General features: G+C 68.8%; 16 protein-coding genes. 7 read left to right on the top strand and 9 right to left on the bottom strand.

Annotated elements, in window-relative coordinates; translation table 11 throughout:
- Nucleotides 1-69 precede the first annotated feature (69 nt).
- From sdaAA to R2J76_RS12310, 3 genes are all read right to left on the bottom strand, one after another.
- Entirely contained in the window at nucleotides 70-957 is an 888-nt protein-coding gene (gene sdaAA, locus R2J76_RS12320; RefSeq protein WP_316411902.1) for an L-serine ammonia-lyase, iron-sulfur-dependent, subunit alpha, read from the bottom strand.
- Nucleotides 958-1,626 carry an L-serine ammonia-lyase, iron-sulfur-dependent subunit beta gene (sdaAB, locus tag R2J76_RS12315; protein ID WP_316411901.1) on the bottom strand — a complete coding sequence of 223 codons (669 nt, stop codon included), beginning with the start codon at nucleotides 1,624-1,626 and terminating at the stop codon, nucleotides 958-960.
- Nucleotides 1,627-1,749: 123 nt separating this feature from the next.
- Complete coding sequence (locus tag R2J76_RS12310; protein WP_316411900.1) at nucleotides 1,750-2,919, bottom strand: hypothetical protein; 1,170 nt, start codon at nucleotides 2,917-2,919, stop codon at nucleotides 1,750-1,752.
- Nucleotides 2,920-3,285: 366 nt separating this feature from the next.
- Here R2J76_RS12310 and R2J76_RS12305 point away from each other — a divergent pair, with 366 nt between their 5' ends.
- The 3 genes from R2J76_RS12305 to R2J76_RS12295 all read left to right on the top strand — a co-directional run bounded on the left by R2J76_RS12305 (nucleotide 3,286) and on the right by R2J76_RS12295 (nucleotide 6,563).
- Entirely contained in the window at nucleotides 3,286-4,443 is a 1,158-nt protein-coding gene (locus R2J76_RS12305) for an SUMF1/EgtB/PvdO family nonheme iron enzyme (RefSeq protein ID WP_316411899.1), read from the top strand.
- Between the two features lie 14 nt (nucleotides 4,444-4,457).
- Complete coding sequence (locus R2J76_RS12300) at nucleotides 4,458-5,609, top strand: SUMF1/EgtB/PvdO family nonheme iron enzyme (RefSeq protein WP_316411898.1); 1,152 nt, start codon at nucleotides 4,458-4,460, stop codon at nucleotides 5,607-5,609.
- 93 nt (nucleotides 5,610-5,702) lie between these two features.
- Nucleotides 5,703-6,563 carry a hypothetical protein gene (locus R2J76_RS12295; protein WP_316411897.1) on the top strand — a complete coding sequence of 287 codons (861 nt, stop codon included), beginning with the start codon at nucleotides 5,703-5,705 and terminating at the stop codon, nucleotides 6,561-6,563.
- Nucleotides 6,564-6,860: 297 nt separating this feature from the next.
- On the opposite strand, the gene R2J76_RS12290 is transcribed toward R2J76_RS12295, so the two are convergent.
- The 5 genes from R2J76_RS12290 to R2J76_RS12270 all read right to left on the bottom strand — a co-directional run bounded on the left by R2J76_RS12290 (nucleotide 6,861) and on the right by R2J76_RS12270 (nucleotide 10,850).
- Complete coding sequence (locus tag R2J76_RS12290) at nucleotides 6,861-7,697, bottom strand: tRNA pseudouridine synthase A (RefSeq protein WP_316411895.1); 837 nt, start codon at nucleotides 7,695-7,697, stop codon at nucleotides 6,861-6,863.
- Nucleotides 7,694-8,092: a response regulator gene (locus R2J76_RS12285; RefSeq protein ID WP_316411893.1), complete on the bottom strand. Its 399-nt coding sequence runs from the start codon at nucleotides 8,090-8,092 to the stop codon at nucleotides 7,694-7,696. The genes R2J76_RS12290 and R2J76_RS12285 overlap by 4 nt, the downstream gene beginning before the upstream one ends.
- Before the next feature lie 19 nt (nucleotides 8,093-8,111).
- Nucleotides 8,112-8,960: a PHP domain-containing protein gene (locus R2J76_RS12280; RefSeq protein WP_316411892.1), complete on the bottom strand. Its 849-nt coding sequence runs from the start codon at nucleotides 8,958-8,960 to the stop codon at nucleotides 8,112-8,114.
- On the bottom strand, nucleotides 8,957-9,241 hold the full coding sequence (locus R2J76_RS12275) for an EscU/YscU/HrcU family type III secretion system export apparatus switch protein (protein ID WP_316411891.1): 285 nt from the start codon (nucleotides 9,239-9,241) through the stop codon (nucleotides 8,957-8,959). The genes R2J76_RS12280 and R2J76_RS12275 overlap by 4 nt, the downstream gene beginning before the upstream one ends.
- Nucleotides 9,242-9,320: 79 nt before the next feature.
- On the bottom strand, nucleotides 9,321-10,850 hold the full coding sequence (locus tag R2J76_RS12270; protein WP_316411890.1) for a glycosyltransferase: 1,530 nt from the start codon (nucleotides 10,848-10,850) through the stop codon (nucleotides 9,321-9,323).
- 148 nt (nucleotides 10,851-10,998) lie between these two features.
- On the opposite strand from R2J76_RS12270, the gene R2J76_RS12265 reads away from it, so the two are divergent.
- From R2J76_RS12265 to dusB, 4 genes are read left to right on the top strand one after another with little or no spacing between them, the layout of a single operon-like run.
- The gene (locus R2J76_RS12265) at nucleotides 10,999-12,909 is read left to right on the top strand and encodes a serine/threonine-protein kinase (RefSeq protein WP_316411889.1); all 1,911 of its coding nucleotides are present in this window, start codon (nucleotides 10,999-11,001) and stop codon (nucleotides 12,907-12,909) included.
- A 22-nt stretch (nucleotides 12,910-12,931) separates the two neighbouring features.
- Complete coding sequence (locus R2J76_RS12260) at nucleotides 12,932-13,870, top strand: hypothetical protein (RefSeq protein ID WP_316411888.1); 939 nt, start codon at nucleotides 12,932-12,934, stop codon at nucleotides 13,868-13,870.
- A 3-nt stretch (nucleotides 13,871-13,873) separates the two neighbouring features.
- Entirely contained in the window at nucleotides 13,874-14,248 is a 375-nt protein-coding gene (locus tag R2J76_RS12255; protein WP_316411887.1) for a 5-carboxymethyl-2-hydroxymuconate Delta-isomerase, read from the top strand.
- Entirely contained in the window at nucleotides 14,245-15,237 is a 993-nt protein-coding gene (dusB, locus tag R2J76_RS12250; RefSeq protein ID WP_316411885.1) for a tRNA dihydrouridine synthase DusB, read from the top strand. The genes R2J76_RS12255 and dusB overlap by 4 nt, the downstream gene beginning before the upstream one ends.
- Here the strand turns inward: dusB and R2J76_RS12245 are convergent.
- Nucleotides 15,213-16,520: a GAF domain-containing sensor histidine kinase gene (locus R2J76_RS12245; protein WP_316411884.1), complete on the bottom strand. Its 1,308-nt coding sequence runs from the start codon at nucleotides 16,518-16,520 to the stop codon at nucleotides 15,213-15,215. The genes dusB and R2J76_RS12245 overlap by 25 nt on opposite strands.
- Nucleotides 16,521-16,525 lie beyond the last annotated feature (5 nt).

Here is a 16,525-nt window from a genome sequence, read left to right as displayed (position 1 = left end):
CAGCCATAGAAATGCTGTTCGTTGCCCATATGCGGCTTCTCCCATGGTGGATGAATTGAATGTGTCATATTACGAGCAGAAGTTCCCTTGTCCACAAGAATCGCATCCGGTCAGCGGCAGGACCGCCAATCCGCCCCGGGCGGTTTCCCTGTACTCCTCGGGAATCCGGCGCCCCACCTTGCCCATGGTCTCGATGACCGCGTCGGCCGGGAACACGCTCTCCATGCCCGCCAGGGCCATTTCGGCGCAGGCGGCGGCGTTCACGGCGCCCATGGCGTTGCGCTTGACGCAGGGCACCTCCACCAGGCCCCTCACGGGGTCGCAGATGAGGCCCATGACGTTGGCCAGGGCGAAGGCGACGGCGTGGTCCACCTGGGCCGGGGAGCCCCCCAGGAGCTCCACCAGGGCGCCGGCGGCCATGGCCGAAGCGGAGCCCACTTCCGCCTGGCATCCCCCCTCGGCTCCGCTCAGGGAGGCCAGCTTCTCGATGACCAGCCCGATGCCTCCGGCCGTGAAGAAGGCCCGCACCAGGGCCTCGTCCGGGCACCCCTTCTCCTCCGCCACCCGGAAGAGCGCCGCGGGCAGGACCCCGCAGGCCCCCGCCGTGGGGGAGGCCACGATGCGGCCCATGCAGGCGTTCACCTCGGCCACGGACAGCGCCGCGGCCACCAGGCGCGAGAAGGCCGGTCCCAGGAGGGATCCGCCGCCCTCGATCCACCGCTCCATGCGGGCCGCGTCGCCCCGGATGAGACCGCTGCGGGAGTGCTGGGGCCGGGCCAGGCCCCGGGCCACGGCCTGGCGCATGACGTTCATGCGGTCCAGCATGAGGGCTTCGAGCACTTCGGGGCGCTTTCCGCTCTGGCGGGCCTCCCCGTCCAGGAAGACCCGGGACAGGGGCACGCCCCGTTCCTCGGCCTCGGCCCGGTAGAACGCGAGGGTGCCTTCGGGGTTCGCCATTCAGCCTCCGAACCCAAGGCGGGGTACGAACCGCACCTGGTCCATGTGGGGAAGGTGCCTCAGCGCATTGAGGACGCCGGCGGTGGGGGTGTGGTCCAGCTCCACCGTCATGAGGGCCTGGCCCCCCCGGGAGGCCCGGTGGGCCTTGAGGGTCGCGATGTTCATGCCGGCGTTGGAGAGGATGGTGGTCACCATGGCCACCGCCCCGGCCCGGTCCGGGTAGGCCAGGAGGACGGTGGGGTACACGCCGTCCAGATCCACCTGGAACCCGTCGATGTCGAAAACCCGGATGCGTCCGCCTCCCACCGAGCTGGCCGATACCGCCAGTTCCGTCCCCTCCGAAGCCAGGAACATGCGCACGGAATTGGGGTGCACCTCGCCCAGGTCCACCTCCTCGAACCGGAATTCCAGGCCCCGCTCCAGGGCGATCTCCCGGGCGGCCGGGATCCCCTCGTCGTCGGGGGCCAGGTCCAGGAGGCCCGCCAGCAGCGCCAGGGGCGTGCCGTGGCCCTCGCCGGTGGCGGCGAAGGACCCGTGGAGGCCGATGACGGCCGAGGCCGGCTCCTCCCCCAGGAGCCTGCGGGCGAAGGCCCCGATGCGCACGGCCCCGGCCGTGTGGGAACTGCTGGGGCCGACCATGACGGGGCCGATGATATCGAAGATGCCCAAGGTTCCGGTCTCCAGGCGTGAACCTACGAATTTACCGTACGTGGCCTGGAATGGGCGCTGCGACTGCATCGCAATGAAAAACCCCCTCCCCGGCGGGGAGAGGGTTGGGGGGTGCGGGGGCGGCTACCAGATCCAGGAACTCACGGTTCCCAGGAAGCCCTTGGCTTTCGCCGGGGCGGGTTCCTGGGCCCTGGCGGCGGCCGGTTCCGGTTCCCAATCGTCGGCTTCGGCCATATCGGTCACCCAGGTGTCGGGGACGGCGGGGTTCCGGATCTCGGCGGAGGGCCCGCCGATGGCCAGGCGAAGCTCGGCCTGGGTGAAGATCACCTCGTCGCCGGTGCGCATGGCGAGGTGGTCATAGCCCTTGGCGTCCAGCGCGGCGGTGAAGTCGGCATGGGCGCGCCGGAAGCCCGGATTGGCGCCGAGCGCGCCGTTCAGGCGGTTCGCTTCCCTGACCATCGCCCGCACGCCCAGTTCCTGGGCGATGGAGGTGTCCGCGGTGAACTGGGCATTGGGCGCCGTGCTGATCATGGCCTGGTAGCGTTTGACGAGCTGCTTGTCGATGCGCTCCTTGCGGGCCGTCTCATGGGGATCGTTCATTCCCAGGCAGGTGCCGGTGACGAAATCCCAGGCATGGTTGGCGAACCCGTACCAGGTCTGGATCCCGTGGTCCTCCATCTTGATGAAGAGCTGGTTGGTCTCCAGGCCCACCTTCGTGCCCGCGGCCATGGGGATGAAGAGGACGGTCCCCTTGCGGGCGGGGAGGATGTTCTGCTGCACGAACGTGGGGTTCAGGCTCGAATAGGGCGTCCAATCCGCGGACCCGGCCTGGTAGGACCCCAGGATATCGATGCCGTAGTGGCCGGCGTGGGTGAGCTGGGTGGCCTTCTTCAGGTGGCTGGAGTGGCGGGCGAAGGAGCCCTGGTTTCCCCGGAGGAATTCGAAGAGCCGCCAGTCCTTGTCCTCCACCACGAAGCTGCCCTGCTCGTACCCCTGGCCCTTGGCCACGCCGGCGTCGAAAAGGGCCCACATCACGGCCACCACGTAGGTGCCGTAGGCTTCGTCGCTGGCAAGGTAGTCGTACTGGTCATCCAGGATCTGCTTCAGGATGACCCGCCCCTTCTTGATGTTGTTCTGGGCGAAGGTGGTTTCATTCAACTCCAGCTGGTACCGGGGAGCGACGGAGGTGCGGAGGTAGTCCACGGCGTCGGCCATGGCGGTGGCGGGGGCGGCGGCCAGGAGCGCCGCGACGATCCAGGGGGTGTAGACAGGCTTCTTCGGGTGCGGGGTCATAAGTTTTCCTTGGGGGGTGGCCATTGGGGCGATCCGGGGATCGAGGGTGGGAAGAGAGGCGACGCGGTGAAGTGAAAAGGGGGGCTCTCGGGGAGGTGGTTCTCCTTCTGGTTCGCATCAAGGGCGCACGCCCGTTCTGGCGTGCCTAATAATTCATACGATCCTTTAATGGCAGCCCGGTTCGAAAGGTTTCGGATTTGCCTTGAAACCAAGGGGGAGTGGAGACGGACCGCCCGGAGTTTTTGTTGTGCAATAAATTAATGGCGCGCGAGCCGGGTGGGGGTGCGTCGTGGCGGAAAATAATAAATTAATTATAATTTGATGAGCACCCCCCGAACCGCCCACCCCGGGCCCCTGGAGCCGAGCATGCTGACACCCCCTGAGCCCGAACGCCCCCCCTCCCCGAATCCCCGCCCTGGCCTGGCCCTGGCGCTGGGCGTGGTCCTGGGCTGCGCAACGGCCTGCGGGGGCAGGTCCCGCCAAGCCCCGGGCGCCTTCACCTTGGGCACCCCCCGCGCGTGGGGCCCGGTCATTACGGTCCCGCCCGTGGACACGGTCGTAACGGAAGGCCAACCGGCGACGTTCTCGGTCGTCGCCACCGGGGCGCAACCGATGAGCTACCTGTGGCAGGTCAATGGGGTCACGGTGGGCACCTCCACCCCCACCTTCACGCTCCCTTTTCCCAGGCCCGCGCTGTCGGGGATCTCCGTGACCGTGACCGTGACCGTGAGTAATGTGGCCGGGAAGGTGATCAGCAATCCCGTGACGCTGGCGGTGGATCCGCTGCGGGTGACCCTGGCCGAGGGCCTGCCGCTGGACCTCACCCCCATTCCCCTGGGGAGCCGCGTCATGGGGTCCTCCGAAGAGGACCCCTACCACCGGTCCGATGAAACCCTGCATGAGGTGGCCATCACCCGGAACTTCTACATGGGGACCTTCCTGGTGACCCAAGCCCAGTGGCAGCAAGTCATGGGCAACAATCCCAGCGCGTTCCAGACGCCGCCCAGTCCACGGCGGCCGGTTGAGCAGGTCACCTATGCCGATGCGTTGGCCTTCCTGGCCCGGCTGAATGCCCAGATGACGACCTTCTGTCCTCTGTGCCCTCCGGGATACGTCTTCCGCCTGCCCACGGAGGCGGAGTGGGAATACGCCTGCGGGGCCGGTAACCTCACCCCGTGGTACTGGGGCGACAGCTTCGAGGCCTACCCAAACTACGCGTGGATTGGGAAGCAGGTCACCGAGGCCGTGGGCCAACTGCGTCCCAATAATTGGGGGCTTTATGACATGTCCGGCAACGTCTGGGAGTGGTGCCAGGACTGGTACGGCCCCTACCGCCTCCGGTCAGGCATTGACCCGGACCCGGTGGGACCCCCCACGGGCGAATACCGGGTCACCCGGGGCGGGGGCTTCTTCTTCGCGAATCCCCACGTCGTCCGCATCGCCTACCGGGGGGGCCTACGGCCGGAATTTCATTATGATGATCAGGGTTTCCGGGTGGTCCTGGGACCCCCGAGGACACCCTGAGGCCGGAACCAACCATGTTGACACCCCCTGAGCCTGAACGATCCCATTCCCCGGATCCCCGCCCGGGGCTGGCCCTGGCGCTGGGCGTGGTCCTGGGCTTCGCCACGGCCTGCGGGGGCAGGTCCCGCCAGGCCCTGGGCGCCTCCCCCTTGGGCACCCCCCGCGCGGGGGATCCGGTCATCACGGTCCCGCCCGTGGACACGGTCGTAACGGAAGGCCAACCGGCCACGTTCTCGGTCGTCGCCACCGGGGCGACCCCACTGAGCTACCTGTGGCGGGTCAATGGGGTCGGGGTGGGCACTCCCACCGCCACCTGCACGCTCCCTTTTCCCAGGCCCGGGCTGTCGGGGAGCTCCGTGACCGTGACCGTGAGTGATGGGGCCGGGCAGGTGACCAGCAGTCCCGTGACGCTGACGGTGGATCCGCTGCGGGTGACCTTGGCCGAGGGCCTGCCGCTGGACCTCACCCCCATTCCCCGGGGGGTCCGCCGCATGGGGTCCTCCGAACGGGACCCCTACCACGAGGACGACGAAACCCCGCATGACGTGGCCATCACCAGGAACTTCTACATGGGGACCTTCCTGGTGACCCAAGCCCAATGGCAGCAGGTCATGGGCAACAATCCCAGCGCGTTCCAGACGCCGCCCAGCCCACGGCTGCCGGTTGAGCAGGTCACCTATGACGATGCGTTGGCCTTCCTGGCCCGGCTGAATGCCGAGATGACGACGTTCTGTCCCCTGTGCCCTCCGGGATACGTCTTCCGCCTGCCCACGGAGGCGGAGTGGGAATACGCCTGCGGGGCCGGTAGCCTCACGCCGTGGTACTGGGGCGACAGCTTCGAGGCCTACCCTAACTACGCGTGGATTGGGAAGCAGGGCGCCGAGGCCGTGGGCCTGCTGGTCCCCAATTATTGGGGGCTTTATGACATGTCCGGCAACCTCTGGGAGTGGTGCCAGGACTGGTACGGCCCCTACCGCCTCCGGTCAGGCATTGACCCGGACCCGGTGGGACCCCCAACGGGCAGCGCCCGGGTCCTCCGGGGCGGGGGCTGGATCCTCACGAATCCCCGGTTCTTCCGCATCGCTTACCGGGGGGCCCGCTTTCCGGGATCCCTCGCCAATGATCAGGGTTTCCGGGTGGTCCTGGGACCCCCGAGGACACCCTGAGGCCGGACCCCTTTGGGTCACCGGGAATGAAACCTTTCACCCGGGCCGCCCATCCAGATCTGGCAGGCCAACGGCAATCGCCCCCGGAGCACCATGTCCCCCGCCCCCTCCATCCCATCCACCCTGTGGCGCGTCCTGGCCGCCGTGGGCCTCCTCGCCCTCTGGGGGCGCGGCCCGCTGCAGGCCCGGGAACCGATCCAGGCCGTGCTGGCGATCAACGTGGCTGAGGAAACGTACATCGGCGTCCAGGGGGAGCGCCCCCCAAGCCGGTGGTACTCGGGGGCGAAGGATCCCGGGGAGGATGATTTCCTGATGATCAATCCCTGCCTCCATCATCCCTTCGAGGTGCGCGTGAGCGGCTATGCCGTGACCGATGAGGACCTGGGCGAAAGCCTCCTGATGGCCTTCCCCGCCCCGGTCCAGTGGTCGATCGAGTACCTGGACCGGGGCCGCGTGGTCCACCGCCGGCCGGTTAGCTTCACCCGCCCGGCCAAGGCGGCCAACCTGCTCCGGATCATGCTGCGCCACCAGGCCCTCAAGGCCCAGGAGGCCAGCCTCGGCCACAGCTGGATCTGGCGGCAGTTCGGACGTTTCAAGGCCCATCCGGAGGCGGCGCTGGCCGCGGCCCGGGATTCCTGTTCCGCCTTCAACTGCTATACCTTCATCCACTTCGTCCATTTCTCGGAAATCCTCTGGCTCCGGCCCCAGTTCGACGCGCCCAAGTGGCACGAGCTGTCCGGGGAGGACCCCCTCCACTTCGGTGATCTGGTGCAGCTGGAGAGCGACGATCCGGCCCTGGGGGACCACTTCGCCATGAGCCTGGGGGGAGGCCTGTTCCTCAGCAAGCTGGGCAATTCCCTGGATTTCCTCATCACCAATCTGGACGAGGTGCGCCGGCTCTACGAGACCCCTCTGGCTGATCCCCTCGGCGTGCGGGTCTACCGGGCCAATTAGCCAGGTCATGAATCGATAGGTTGTTCTCGGTGATCTGGGTCCAGCCTTGACCCGACGTTCCTTATCCTGCCTTTTCCCCCGGATCCTTTTCATCCCCGTTCGAACTTCGCCGGGAGTTGTCGCCGCCTTTGGGTCAAGGACGTCGAGTAACCTGCGCTCCGGCCCACCACGGCTTCGGCCCTGCGGAAACCGGGATGAACGCCGATCGATGGGATGAACCGGGATCCGCTCAACCTGGACCAGCCGCTTCATCACGGTTTCAAGGCACCTGGGGTTTGCCGACACACCCTGGCCAGGCTAGAGGACCCGCGTCTCCGCCCGCAGCGGGGCCAGGTCCGCGCCGCCGGGATAGTGCACGTGCTCCAGGAAGAGCCCCGCGGCCGGGGCCGCGGCGGCGCCCCAGAAGAGGTTCGCCTCGGGGGTGGGGGCCGCCAGGTCCCGGGCGATGCGCTCCACCTTCTCCTTGCCCAGGGCGCAGAGGACGGCGGCGCCCACCATGCGGCGCACCTGCTTGTGCAGGAAGTGGCCGGCGGTCACCCGCAGGAGGATCAGGGCCCCGTCCTGGAGGAAGTCCGTGGCGTGGATCTGGCAGCGGGGGTCCTCGCCCTTGGCCAGGTCCGCGAAGGCGCCCAGGTCGTGGTTTCCCCGGAAGGCCGCCCAGGCCTCCTGGAGGCGCTGGGGATCCAGGGGGGCCTTCACCCACCACACGTAGGGCTTGGCGAAGGCGGTGCGGCGCAGGCTGAGCTGGTACAGATAGGTGCGGGCGGTGGCCTCGTGGCGGGCGTGAAAGCCGGCGGGGCAGGGGTTCACGGCCCGCACCGCCACGTCCCCGGGCAGGCCCTCGTCCAGGATGCGCTGCAGTTCCCAGTACTTGGGATTCGTTCCCGAAAGGTGGAGGTGGGCCACCTGGCCCAGGGCGTGCACCCCGGCGTCGGTGCGCCCCGAGCCGCCCAGGGTCGAGACCGTGAGTCCGGCCTCCTGCAGGACGCGCTCCAGGGTTCCGGCCACGGTGCGAACCCCCTGCGCGGTCTGCTTGGGGCCCTGTTTCTGCCAGCCCTGGAAGCGGGAGCCGTCGTACTCCACCAGGAGGCGGTAGCCCCCGGCCCGGGGCGCCAGGCCCTTGGGCGGCCTCATGCGGGGAAGACCTTGTTCACTTCCGCAAGGAAATGATCGGGGTCGTGGAGGGGCTTGGAAAGGTAGTGCTCGGCGCCGGTCTCGGCCAGGAAGCGCTCCCGGTCGCCGGTCATGGCGTGGGCGGTGGCGAGGATCACGGGCACGCCCCGGGTGGCCGGGTCGGCCTTGAGCAGGCGCGTGATGTAGATGCCGTCCACCTTCTGGCCCAGGTGGATGGAGCGGGAGAGGCTGATGTCCATGATGACGGCCGACACGTCCCCGGCGCCCACGATGGCCAGGATCTCCTCCACGTCCTCGGAGACGACCACCTCGAAGCCGCCCTTGCGCACCAGCACGACCTTCATGAACTTGACGTTGATGGGGTCGTCCTCGACGATCAGGATCTTCTTGCTCATGGGAACCTCAAGGGCCAGTCTATACCGTTTCCATGGGGCGCAGCCCCCGGAGGCGGTCCAGGACGGCGTCGGGAACGTGGAGGGAGCCGGTGCCCACGCCCAGGTTCTGGCCGGGCTTGTGGCCGCCGTGGTAGTCGCTGCCGCCGCTGGGCACCATGTCCAGGGCCGCGGCGAGCTCCAGGAAGTACTGGTGCTCGGCGGGGCCGTAGTCGGGGTAGTGGGCCTCCAGGCCCTGGAGGCCCTGGTCCCTCAGGTCCGCCATGGCCTCCTCCCACCGGAAGCTCCGGTGGCTGAAGCGGCCGGGGTGGGCCACCACGGAAACGCCTCCCGCCTCGCGGATCCAGGCGGCGGCGTCCCTCGGGGTCAGGTCCCGCAGGGGCACGAAGGCCGGGCCGTCGTCGCCGATGTAGCGGCGGAAGGCGTCCTGGGGGCTGCCGGCGGCGCCGTGCTTGACCAGGGCCCGGGCGAAGTGGGTGCGGGAGATGGAATCGGTGGGGGCCAGGGCCGCCACCTCCTCCCAGGTGATGGCCACGCCCAGGTCCCGGAGCCGGGCCACCATGAGGCGGTTGCGCTCCACCCGCCGCTGCCGCATGTCCTCGATGCGGGCCCGGAAGCGCGCGTTGCCGGGATCGACGAACAGGCCCAGCACGTGGAGCACCCGCCCCAGGTAGCGGCAGCTGAGCTCGATGCCCGGCACCAGCTCGGTGTCCACCCGGGACTGGCAGGCCAGGAACCGCTCCAGGCCCTCCAGGGTGTCGTGGTCCGTGAGCGCCAGGGCCCGGAGGCCCGCGTCCTGGGCCAGGGCCGCCAGGGCCTCGGGGGTGTCCGTGCCGTCCGAGAAGATGGAATGGCTGTGGAGGTCGATCACGAAGGGGCTCCTGCGTTGGCGCGGTAGATGGCGGCCAGCATGATGGCCACCGCCTGGAAGAGCTCCGGGGGCACCAGCTGGTCCACCTGCAGGGGCTCCAGGGCGGCCAGCAGGTCCGGGTCCCGCTCCACGGGGATGCCGTGCTGCTTCGCCAGGGCCACGATGCGCTCGGCCAGGAGCCCTTCGCCCTTGGCCACCAGGCGCGGGGCCAGGTCCCCGAAGGGGGCCTCGGGGGCGTAGCGCAGGGCGACGGCGCTGGGGCGGGGCGGGGTGCGGGCCATGCTCCAGCCTACCATCCCGGCCCCAAACGAAACCGGAACCTGGGGGAGCCCAGGTTCCGGTTGCGAAGCGGCGAATGAGCTACTGGACGAGCGTGGATTCGGTCTCGTCGTCCTCCAGCTCCTCCATGGCCAGCCGGCGGAAGATCTTGACGTCGGCCAGGGACATGAAGCTGATGTAGGCGAACCCGCTGAAGAACAGCCAGAGGAAGGGCACCGAGGCCCACTTGCGGATGTAGACGGCCACGACCACCGCGCCGAAGTAGTAGAAGGCGAAGGCCAGCTCCAGGAACGTGATGAGGCTCTTGGGCACCTTGTAGGCCTTGGCGTTGCTGGTGGTGGCGCCGTTGCCCTTCTCGTCCACGCCCAGCTTGGGGGTGCGCTTGAACTCGATGTCGTCGGTGAAGAAGCCCTCGAGCACGGCCTTGGACTGGTTGAGGCAGAGGCCGATGCCCAGGCTCATGAGGCCGGGGACGTACTTCAGGCGGCTGGTCCAGTTCTTGTTGTTGTAGACCTCGCGCTGGGACAGGCCGAAGTAGAGGCCCACGCTCACGGCGTTGAGGAGGAAGAAGGGACCGTCGGTGAGCAGGAGGGTCAGGGGGGGGGTGCCGGCGCGGAAATACATGCTGGGCACCATGATCACGGCCAGGATGACCATGAGCATGTAGTTGCAGTTGGCGGTGAGGTGGAACCAGCACTCGGCCTTGGTGTGCAGGCTCTCCTTGCTGAAGAGGATGGTCTTCATGAGCTTGCGGATGACCTGGGCATTGCCCTTGGCCCAGCGGTGCTGCTGGCTCTTGAAGGCGTTGACCTCCACGGGGAGCTCGGCGGGGACGACCATGTCCTTGAGGTAGACGCCGCGCCAGCCCTTGAGCTGGGCCCGGTAGGACAGGTCGGCGTCCTCGGTGATGGTGTCGTGCTCCCAGCCCCCGGCGTCGGCGATGGCGGAGACGCGCCACATGCCGGCGGTGCCGGAGAAGTTGAAGAAGGCCCTGGAGCGGTGCCGGGCGGTGTGCTCGAAGACGAAATGACCGTCCAGGAGGATGGCCTGCACCTGGGTGAGCAGCGAGAAGTCGCGGTTCAGGTGGTCCCAGCAGCCCTGCACGAAGGCGATGTTGTCGTCGGCGAAGTGGGGCACGCCCTGGCGGAGGAAGTCCACGGTGGGCAGGAAGTCGGCGTCGAACATGGCCACGAACTCGCCCTTGGCGGTCTTGAGGCCGTTGTCCAGGGCGCCGGCCTTGTACCCGGTGCGGTCGGTGCGGTGGATGTAGGAGATGTCCCAGCCGAGGTTGCGGTACTTCTCGCACACGGCCTGGGCCACCCGGACGGTGTCGTCGGTGGAGTCGTCGAGCATCTGGATCTCGAGCTTCTCCTTGGGCCAGTCCATCTTCACCACGTGGTCCATGAGGCGCTCGACGACGTTGATCTCGTTGAACACGGCCAGCTGCACCGTGACCATGGGCTCGAAGTCGCGGCCGCCCTTGGGCTGGGGGGGATGGCTCTTGTGCCGGAAGTACAGGAGCAGCATCCAGAGCCGATGAGCCCCATAGATACTCAGGATGCTGAGGATCGTGAAGTAGGTGACGAGCACCACCGTCTTTAGGACGTCCATCGTTTTTGCTCTCCAGGCATGCTTGCCCCTCGGGCGAGCGTTACTATATCTTCCAAGCTTGTCAGGAATCCTTGGTTTTTCCACAGGTTTTTCACCCTTTTTTCGTCACAATCCTGCCACATTAAACGAGAAGGTTGGGCATACCCGCATGGACGAAGTCGGAAATTTCCCCAAGAACATCGGGCGGTACGAGATCAAATCGCTGCTCGGGGCGGGCGCCATGGGCTCGGTGTATCTCGCGGAGGATCCCCGCATCAAGCGCAAGCTGGCCGTGAAGGTGGTCCGGCTCAACGCCATCGGCAGCGAGCAGGAGCGCAAGGAGTTCCTGGCGAGGTTCCAGCGGGAGGCCGAGGTTTCCGGGGTGCTCAACGACCCGGGCATCGTCACCATCTACGACGTGGGCGACAGCGAGATCGGGCCCTTCCTGGCCATGGAGTTCGTGCCCGGAAAGCCCCTGGACGCGCTGATCAAGGAGGGCGCCGGCCTCACCCTGAAGGAGAAGCTGGTCATCGCCGCGGGCATCGCCACGGCCCTGGACCACGCCCACGACAAGGGCATCGTCCACCGGGACGTCAAGCCCGGGAACGTGATGATCACCCAGGACCGCAAGCCCAAGCTGATGGATTTCGGCATCGCCAAGCGCGAGGACGCCTCCCTGACCCAGACCGGCACCTTCCTGGGCACCCCCAGCTACGCCAGCCCCGAGCAGATCCGAGAAGGCGTCGCCCAGGCCGCCTCCGATCTCTTCAGCTTCGCCGTGCTCACCTTCGAGCTCCTGAGCGGAAGTCTTCCCTTTCCCGGCACTTCCATCAACACGATCCTCTACCGGATCGTCAACGAGCCCCCCGTGGAAATCAAGCCGCCGGTGGAGGGCCTCCTGCCCGAAGCCTGGCAGCGCATCTTCACCCGGGCCCTGGCCAAGGATCCCGCGGAACGCCACCCCACCTGCTCGGCCTTCGTGAAGGACCTCCTGGACGGCACCAAGGACCTGGGCCGTACCGACCGCATGCAGCTCCTGGGAAACCTCAAGTCCGAGCACACGGGGGGCACCCTCCACCGCGACCCCATGGAGGCGATCGCGCCGGAGATCCGGTCCATGGCCGCCCCCGTGCGCGCCAAGGGGGGCCGCGGGGCCCTCTACGGCACCGTGGCGGCCCTGGCGGCCGCGGCGGCGGTGGGCGGGTTCCTGCTGTTCCGCTCCGGGCCCGGCCCGGTGATGGTGGACACCGTTCCCCCCGGGGCCCGGGCCCTCAGGGGCGGCCTGGAGGTGGGCACCACCCCGCTGCCCCTGGCGCTCAAGGCCGGGGACGCGCTCCGGTTCGAGAAGAAGGGCTACAAGCCCCTGGACTACCGCTTCCAGCCCGGGCAGGGCGCGCCGAAGCCCGTCCTGGAGGCCCTGACGTCCACCGAGACCATCCGCACCAGCCCCGAAGGGGCCACCGTGGTGCTGGATTCCGTCAAGCTCGACGGCGCCACGCCCCTGACGGTCAAGGCCTGGGACCAGTCCGTGAAGCACGACCTCACCTGCACCAAGGGCGACCTGCTGGTGGCCACCCGGTTCAACGAGGGCGAGACCCCCGGGACCCAGGTGTTCACCCTGGTGCCGGCCTCCCAGACCCGCGCCGGGGCCGAGCCCAGGGCCGTGGACGTCAACGCCCCCGGGACCCTGAAATTCACCGCACCCTATTCCGTCCGCGTGAAGATCGACGGCAAGGACGCCGGGGACGTGAAGGAGGGCGGCACGCTGAGCGCCGCCCCCGGCGGCCACCGCCTGGAGGTGGTCAACGCGCGGGTCTTCCTGCGGGAGACCCTGAACGTGACCGTGGCCCCGGGCCAGGCCGCCACGGTGCCCCTGCCGGGCCTCTGCCGCCTCACCGTCAACACCTTCCCCAATTCCGGGACGGTGGTGGTGGACGGCATCGCCACCCAGGTGGAGAGCGACGGCAATACCCCCATCCAGGTGGTCAAGGGCCGCCACGCCGTGAACGTGCACGGGCGCACCGGGGCGGCCCAGTCCGTGGACCTCACGGGCGATTTCAGGTTGAATATGCGGTTCTGAGTGATAGCGTTTCTGGATGCCCATGCCTGACGAAGCCTCCCCCCTCGACGCCTCCGGACGGGAAACCCCCGCCCCCGCGGGGCCCTGGTCCTTCCTGGGCGCGGCCCTGGCCGGGGGCGGCGGCCGGTGGGGGCTCGGGCTCCTGGGGGGCTGGCTCTGCTTCCACGTGCTCACCAGCACCCTCTGGGCCATGCACCTCAAGGCCCTGGCCGGGTGGAGCGGCCTGCCCTCGTACTGGGGCGAGCTGATCACCGTCCGCGACCTGTGGGACCTGGCGGTCAACGGCGGGCTCAAGGACCACTGGACCGGCCCCTTCGCGCCCCTGGCGGCCCTGGGGGCCCTGGCGTGGTTCCTGTGGGCCGGCTGGAAGGTCCAGGCCCGGGCCGCGGGGGTTCCCGCGGGGTTCGCCGCCTGGCTTTGGGGCTTCGCGGATGCCCTGGTGCTCGCGGCCCTGCCCCTGGCCCTGGTGGGCACGGCCCTCTTCTGGACCCTCCGGACGCTGGCGGAGACCGGCATCCAGGGCCTGGGGTGGCTGGACTGGGTGGGCGGGGTCCTGCTGCGCCTGTCCTTCGTGTCCGTGTTCTTCGTCCAGGCCTGGCTCTGCCGCCTGGACCGCGCCGGGGCTCCCGGCTGGAACCTGGGGTCCTCCCGGGCCCTGGGCCGCCACCTGCGTTCCAGCTTCCTGCGGCTGTGGACCCACCCCGTCCAGTGGACGGTCCTGGTGGTGGGCGGCGTGGCGGTGCGGGCCGGCCTGCCGTTCCTGGTGCTCCTCCTGGGCTGGCGCCTGGGGGGCGGGACCCCCCTCCGGGTGTGGACCCTGCTGGGCTTCCAGGCCCTGGCGGTGCTGGCCAACGCATGGCTCATCGGGTGGTTCCTCCGGGTCACGGCCCTCTTCTGGAGGAACGACTCGGAGGTGGAGGCTGTCATCATGGAGCTGGAAGCCCAGGCTTCCGGAAAGTGAGCCATGCCCCACACGACCCTCGAGTACACGCCCACCATCGCCGAACAGCCTGATTTCCAGGCCTTCTGGGAGCAGCTCCACCGGTTCCTGTCCGAGGATTGCCCCTTCCACCTCAAGGACATCAAGAGCCGCGCCTACCGGTGCGACGAGTTCCGCATGGCCGGCGGGGCCCGGGACCTGGCCTTCGTGCACCTGACGATCCTGGTGCTGGAGGGCCGGGACGAAGCGACGCTCACCAAGGTGGGCCAGGGCGCCCTGGACCTCCTGAAGGCCCACTTCGCCCGGAGCCTGGAGACGCTGCAGGCCGACCTCACCGTGGAGGTGCGGGGCATGCGCAAGGACTGCTACTTCAAGGCCACGAGCGTAAAGGCCCCGTGACGTTCCCCGATTCCTCCTTCAGCATCGGGCCCGTGCGGGTCCAGCCGCCGCTGGTCATGGCGCCCCTCCACGAGATCACGGACCAGCCCTTCCGGCGCATGATCCGGGGGGTGGGCGGCGTGGGCCTCACCGTCTCGGAAATGATCAGCAGCGAGGCGCTCATCCGCCACGCCCGCAAGGCCGAGCGCATGATGGCCGCCGAGGGGGAGCACCCCTTCGCCATGCAGCTGGCCGGAAGCGATCCCGGGCACCTGGCCGATGCGGCGCGCCTGGCCCGGGACGCGGGCGCCGACCTCATCGACCTGAACATGGGCTGCCCCGCCAGCAACGTCACCAAGGGCGGGGCCGGCTCCGCCCTGCTCCGGGACATCCGCCTGGCCGAGGCCTGCGTCAAGGCCATGGTCAAGGCCGTGGACCTGCCCGTCACCGTGAAGATGCGCGCCGGCTGGGACAGCAGCCAGAAGGAGAAGGCCGAGTACCTGGACTTCCTGCGCATGTTCGAGGCCGAGGGCGTCCAGGCCCTGGCCATCCACCCCCGCACCCGCGCCCAGCAGTACGAGGGCCACGCGGACTGGTCCCTCATCGCCCGGGCCGTGGACGCCGGAACCCGCTTTCCCATCATCGGCAACGGGGACGTGAACACCCCCGCGGACGCCCTGCGCATGGCTTCGGAAACCGGCTGCCACGGCGTCATGATCGGCCGCGCGGCCCTCACCAACCCCTGGATCTTCCGCCAGATCATGGAGCCCGGCCTGGAGGTCACCGAGGCCGAGCGCATCGACCTCTGCATCGCCTTCTTCGGGATGCTCATGGAGCTCCTGGAGCCCCGGGAGGCCCTGCACAAGATGAAGAAGATCGGCTCCTGGTTCACCAAGGGCCTGCCCGGGGGCGTGCATTTCCGCCAGGGCCTCCAGGAGTGCAACGACCACGCGACGATCGTCGCCGAGCTGGAAAAGCTCAAGCACTACAGGGCGTCATCCGGGGCCTGAGGCAGCGGCTGGGGGACATCGAAGGTGAATTCGGCCCAGGCTCCGGGCTGGCTGGTGGCGTCCATGCGGCCCCCGTGCAGGTGGATGATGCGCCAGGCGGTGTAGAGGCCCACGCCCGTGCCCTTCTGGGCACGGAGTTCGGGGGTCTGGAGGCGGCTGAATTTGCGGAAGAGCTTGGGGCGTTCCCCGGGGGGGAAGCCGGGGCCCTCGTTGCGCACGGCGACGTGCAGGCCCGCGGGGGTGGCTTCGGCCCTGAGGGTCACGGCGCCGCCCTCGCGGCCGTATTTCACGGCATTGCCCAGGAGGTTCGTGAGGACGATGCGCAGGAGGCCGGGGTCGCACTGCACGGGGGGGAGGTCCGCGGCGATGTCCCGGGTGAGGGTCATGGCCTTGGCCTGGAGCTGGGGCAGGACGAGGTCCAGGGCGGGGTCCGCCACATCGGGGCCGAAGGGGGCGGAGACGGGGTGGAGGGCCAGGTTGCCGCCCTCCATGCGGGCCAGGTCCAGGTACTCCCCGATGAGGTCCAGGAGGTAGCCGCCCTTGGCGATGAGGCGCTCCAGCTTCTGGCTCTGACGGGGCTCCAGGGGGCCCAGGTACCCGCCCTCCAGGACCCGGGCGTCGGTGATCATGCTGGCGATGGGGTTCTTCAGCTCGTGGCTGACGAAGGCCAGCACCTCGGTGTAGGCCTGGTTGGCGGCGGTGAGCTGCTCGATGCGCCAGACCTTCTCCACCGCCTGGCTGAGGCGCTCCGCCAGGGCCATCCACAGCTGCACGTGGTAGGGGGTGTAGGCCCGCGGCTCCCGGGAGCTGAGGAAGATGACCCCGATGGCCCGGTCCTTCACCGTCAGGGGGCAGGTGAGGGAGCTCCGCACGCCCTCCCTCACCAGGATCCGCGTGGAGGCGCTGGCGGGGTGGTCGGCCAGGTAGCGCGGGAGGTCGTAGATGACCCGCGTGCAGTTGGAATCCAGCACCCGGCGCAGGGAGCTGCCCGCGAGATCCTCGGCGTAGCCCTCCTTGAGCAGCATGGGCTCGTAGAGGGTCCGGTTGCGGTGGGCAACGATGCGCCGGCCCTCGTCCTCGATGAAGGCCAGGCCGATGCGGTCGCAGGGGTACAGCTCCCGGATGCCCTGGAAGAGGAAGTCCAGGATGTCGTCCAGGGAGGACTCCCCGGCGATCTCCTGGTTCACGCGGTCCAGGACGGCCTGCTCCTGGGCGTCGAAGACGCGCGCCGGCCCCGCCCCCGTGGGGGCGAGGAAGTGCAGGATGGGATGGACCTCGGCCATTGCGC

It is taken from the genome of Mesoterricola silvestris, from assembly GCF_030295405.1.
In the GTDB taxonomy this organism is placed as follows: domain Bacteria; phylum Acidobacteriota; class Holophagae; order Holophagales; family Holophagaceae; genus Mesoterricola; species Mesoterricola silvestris.
This window is presented reverse-complemented; position numbering and strand designations above follow the sequence as displayed.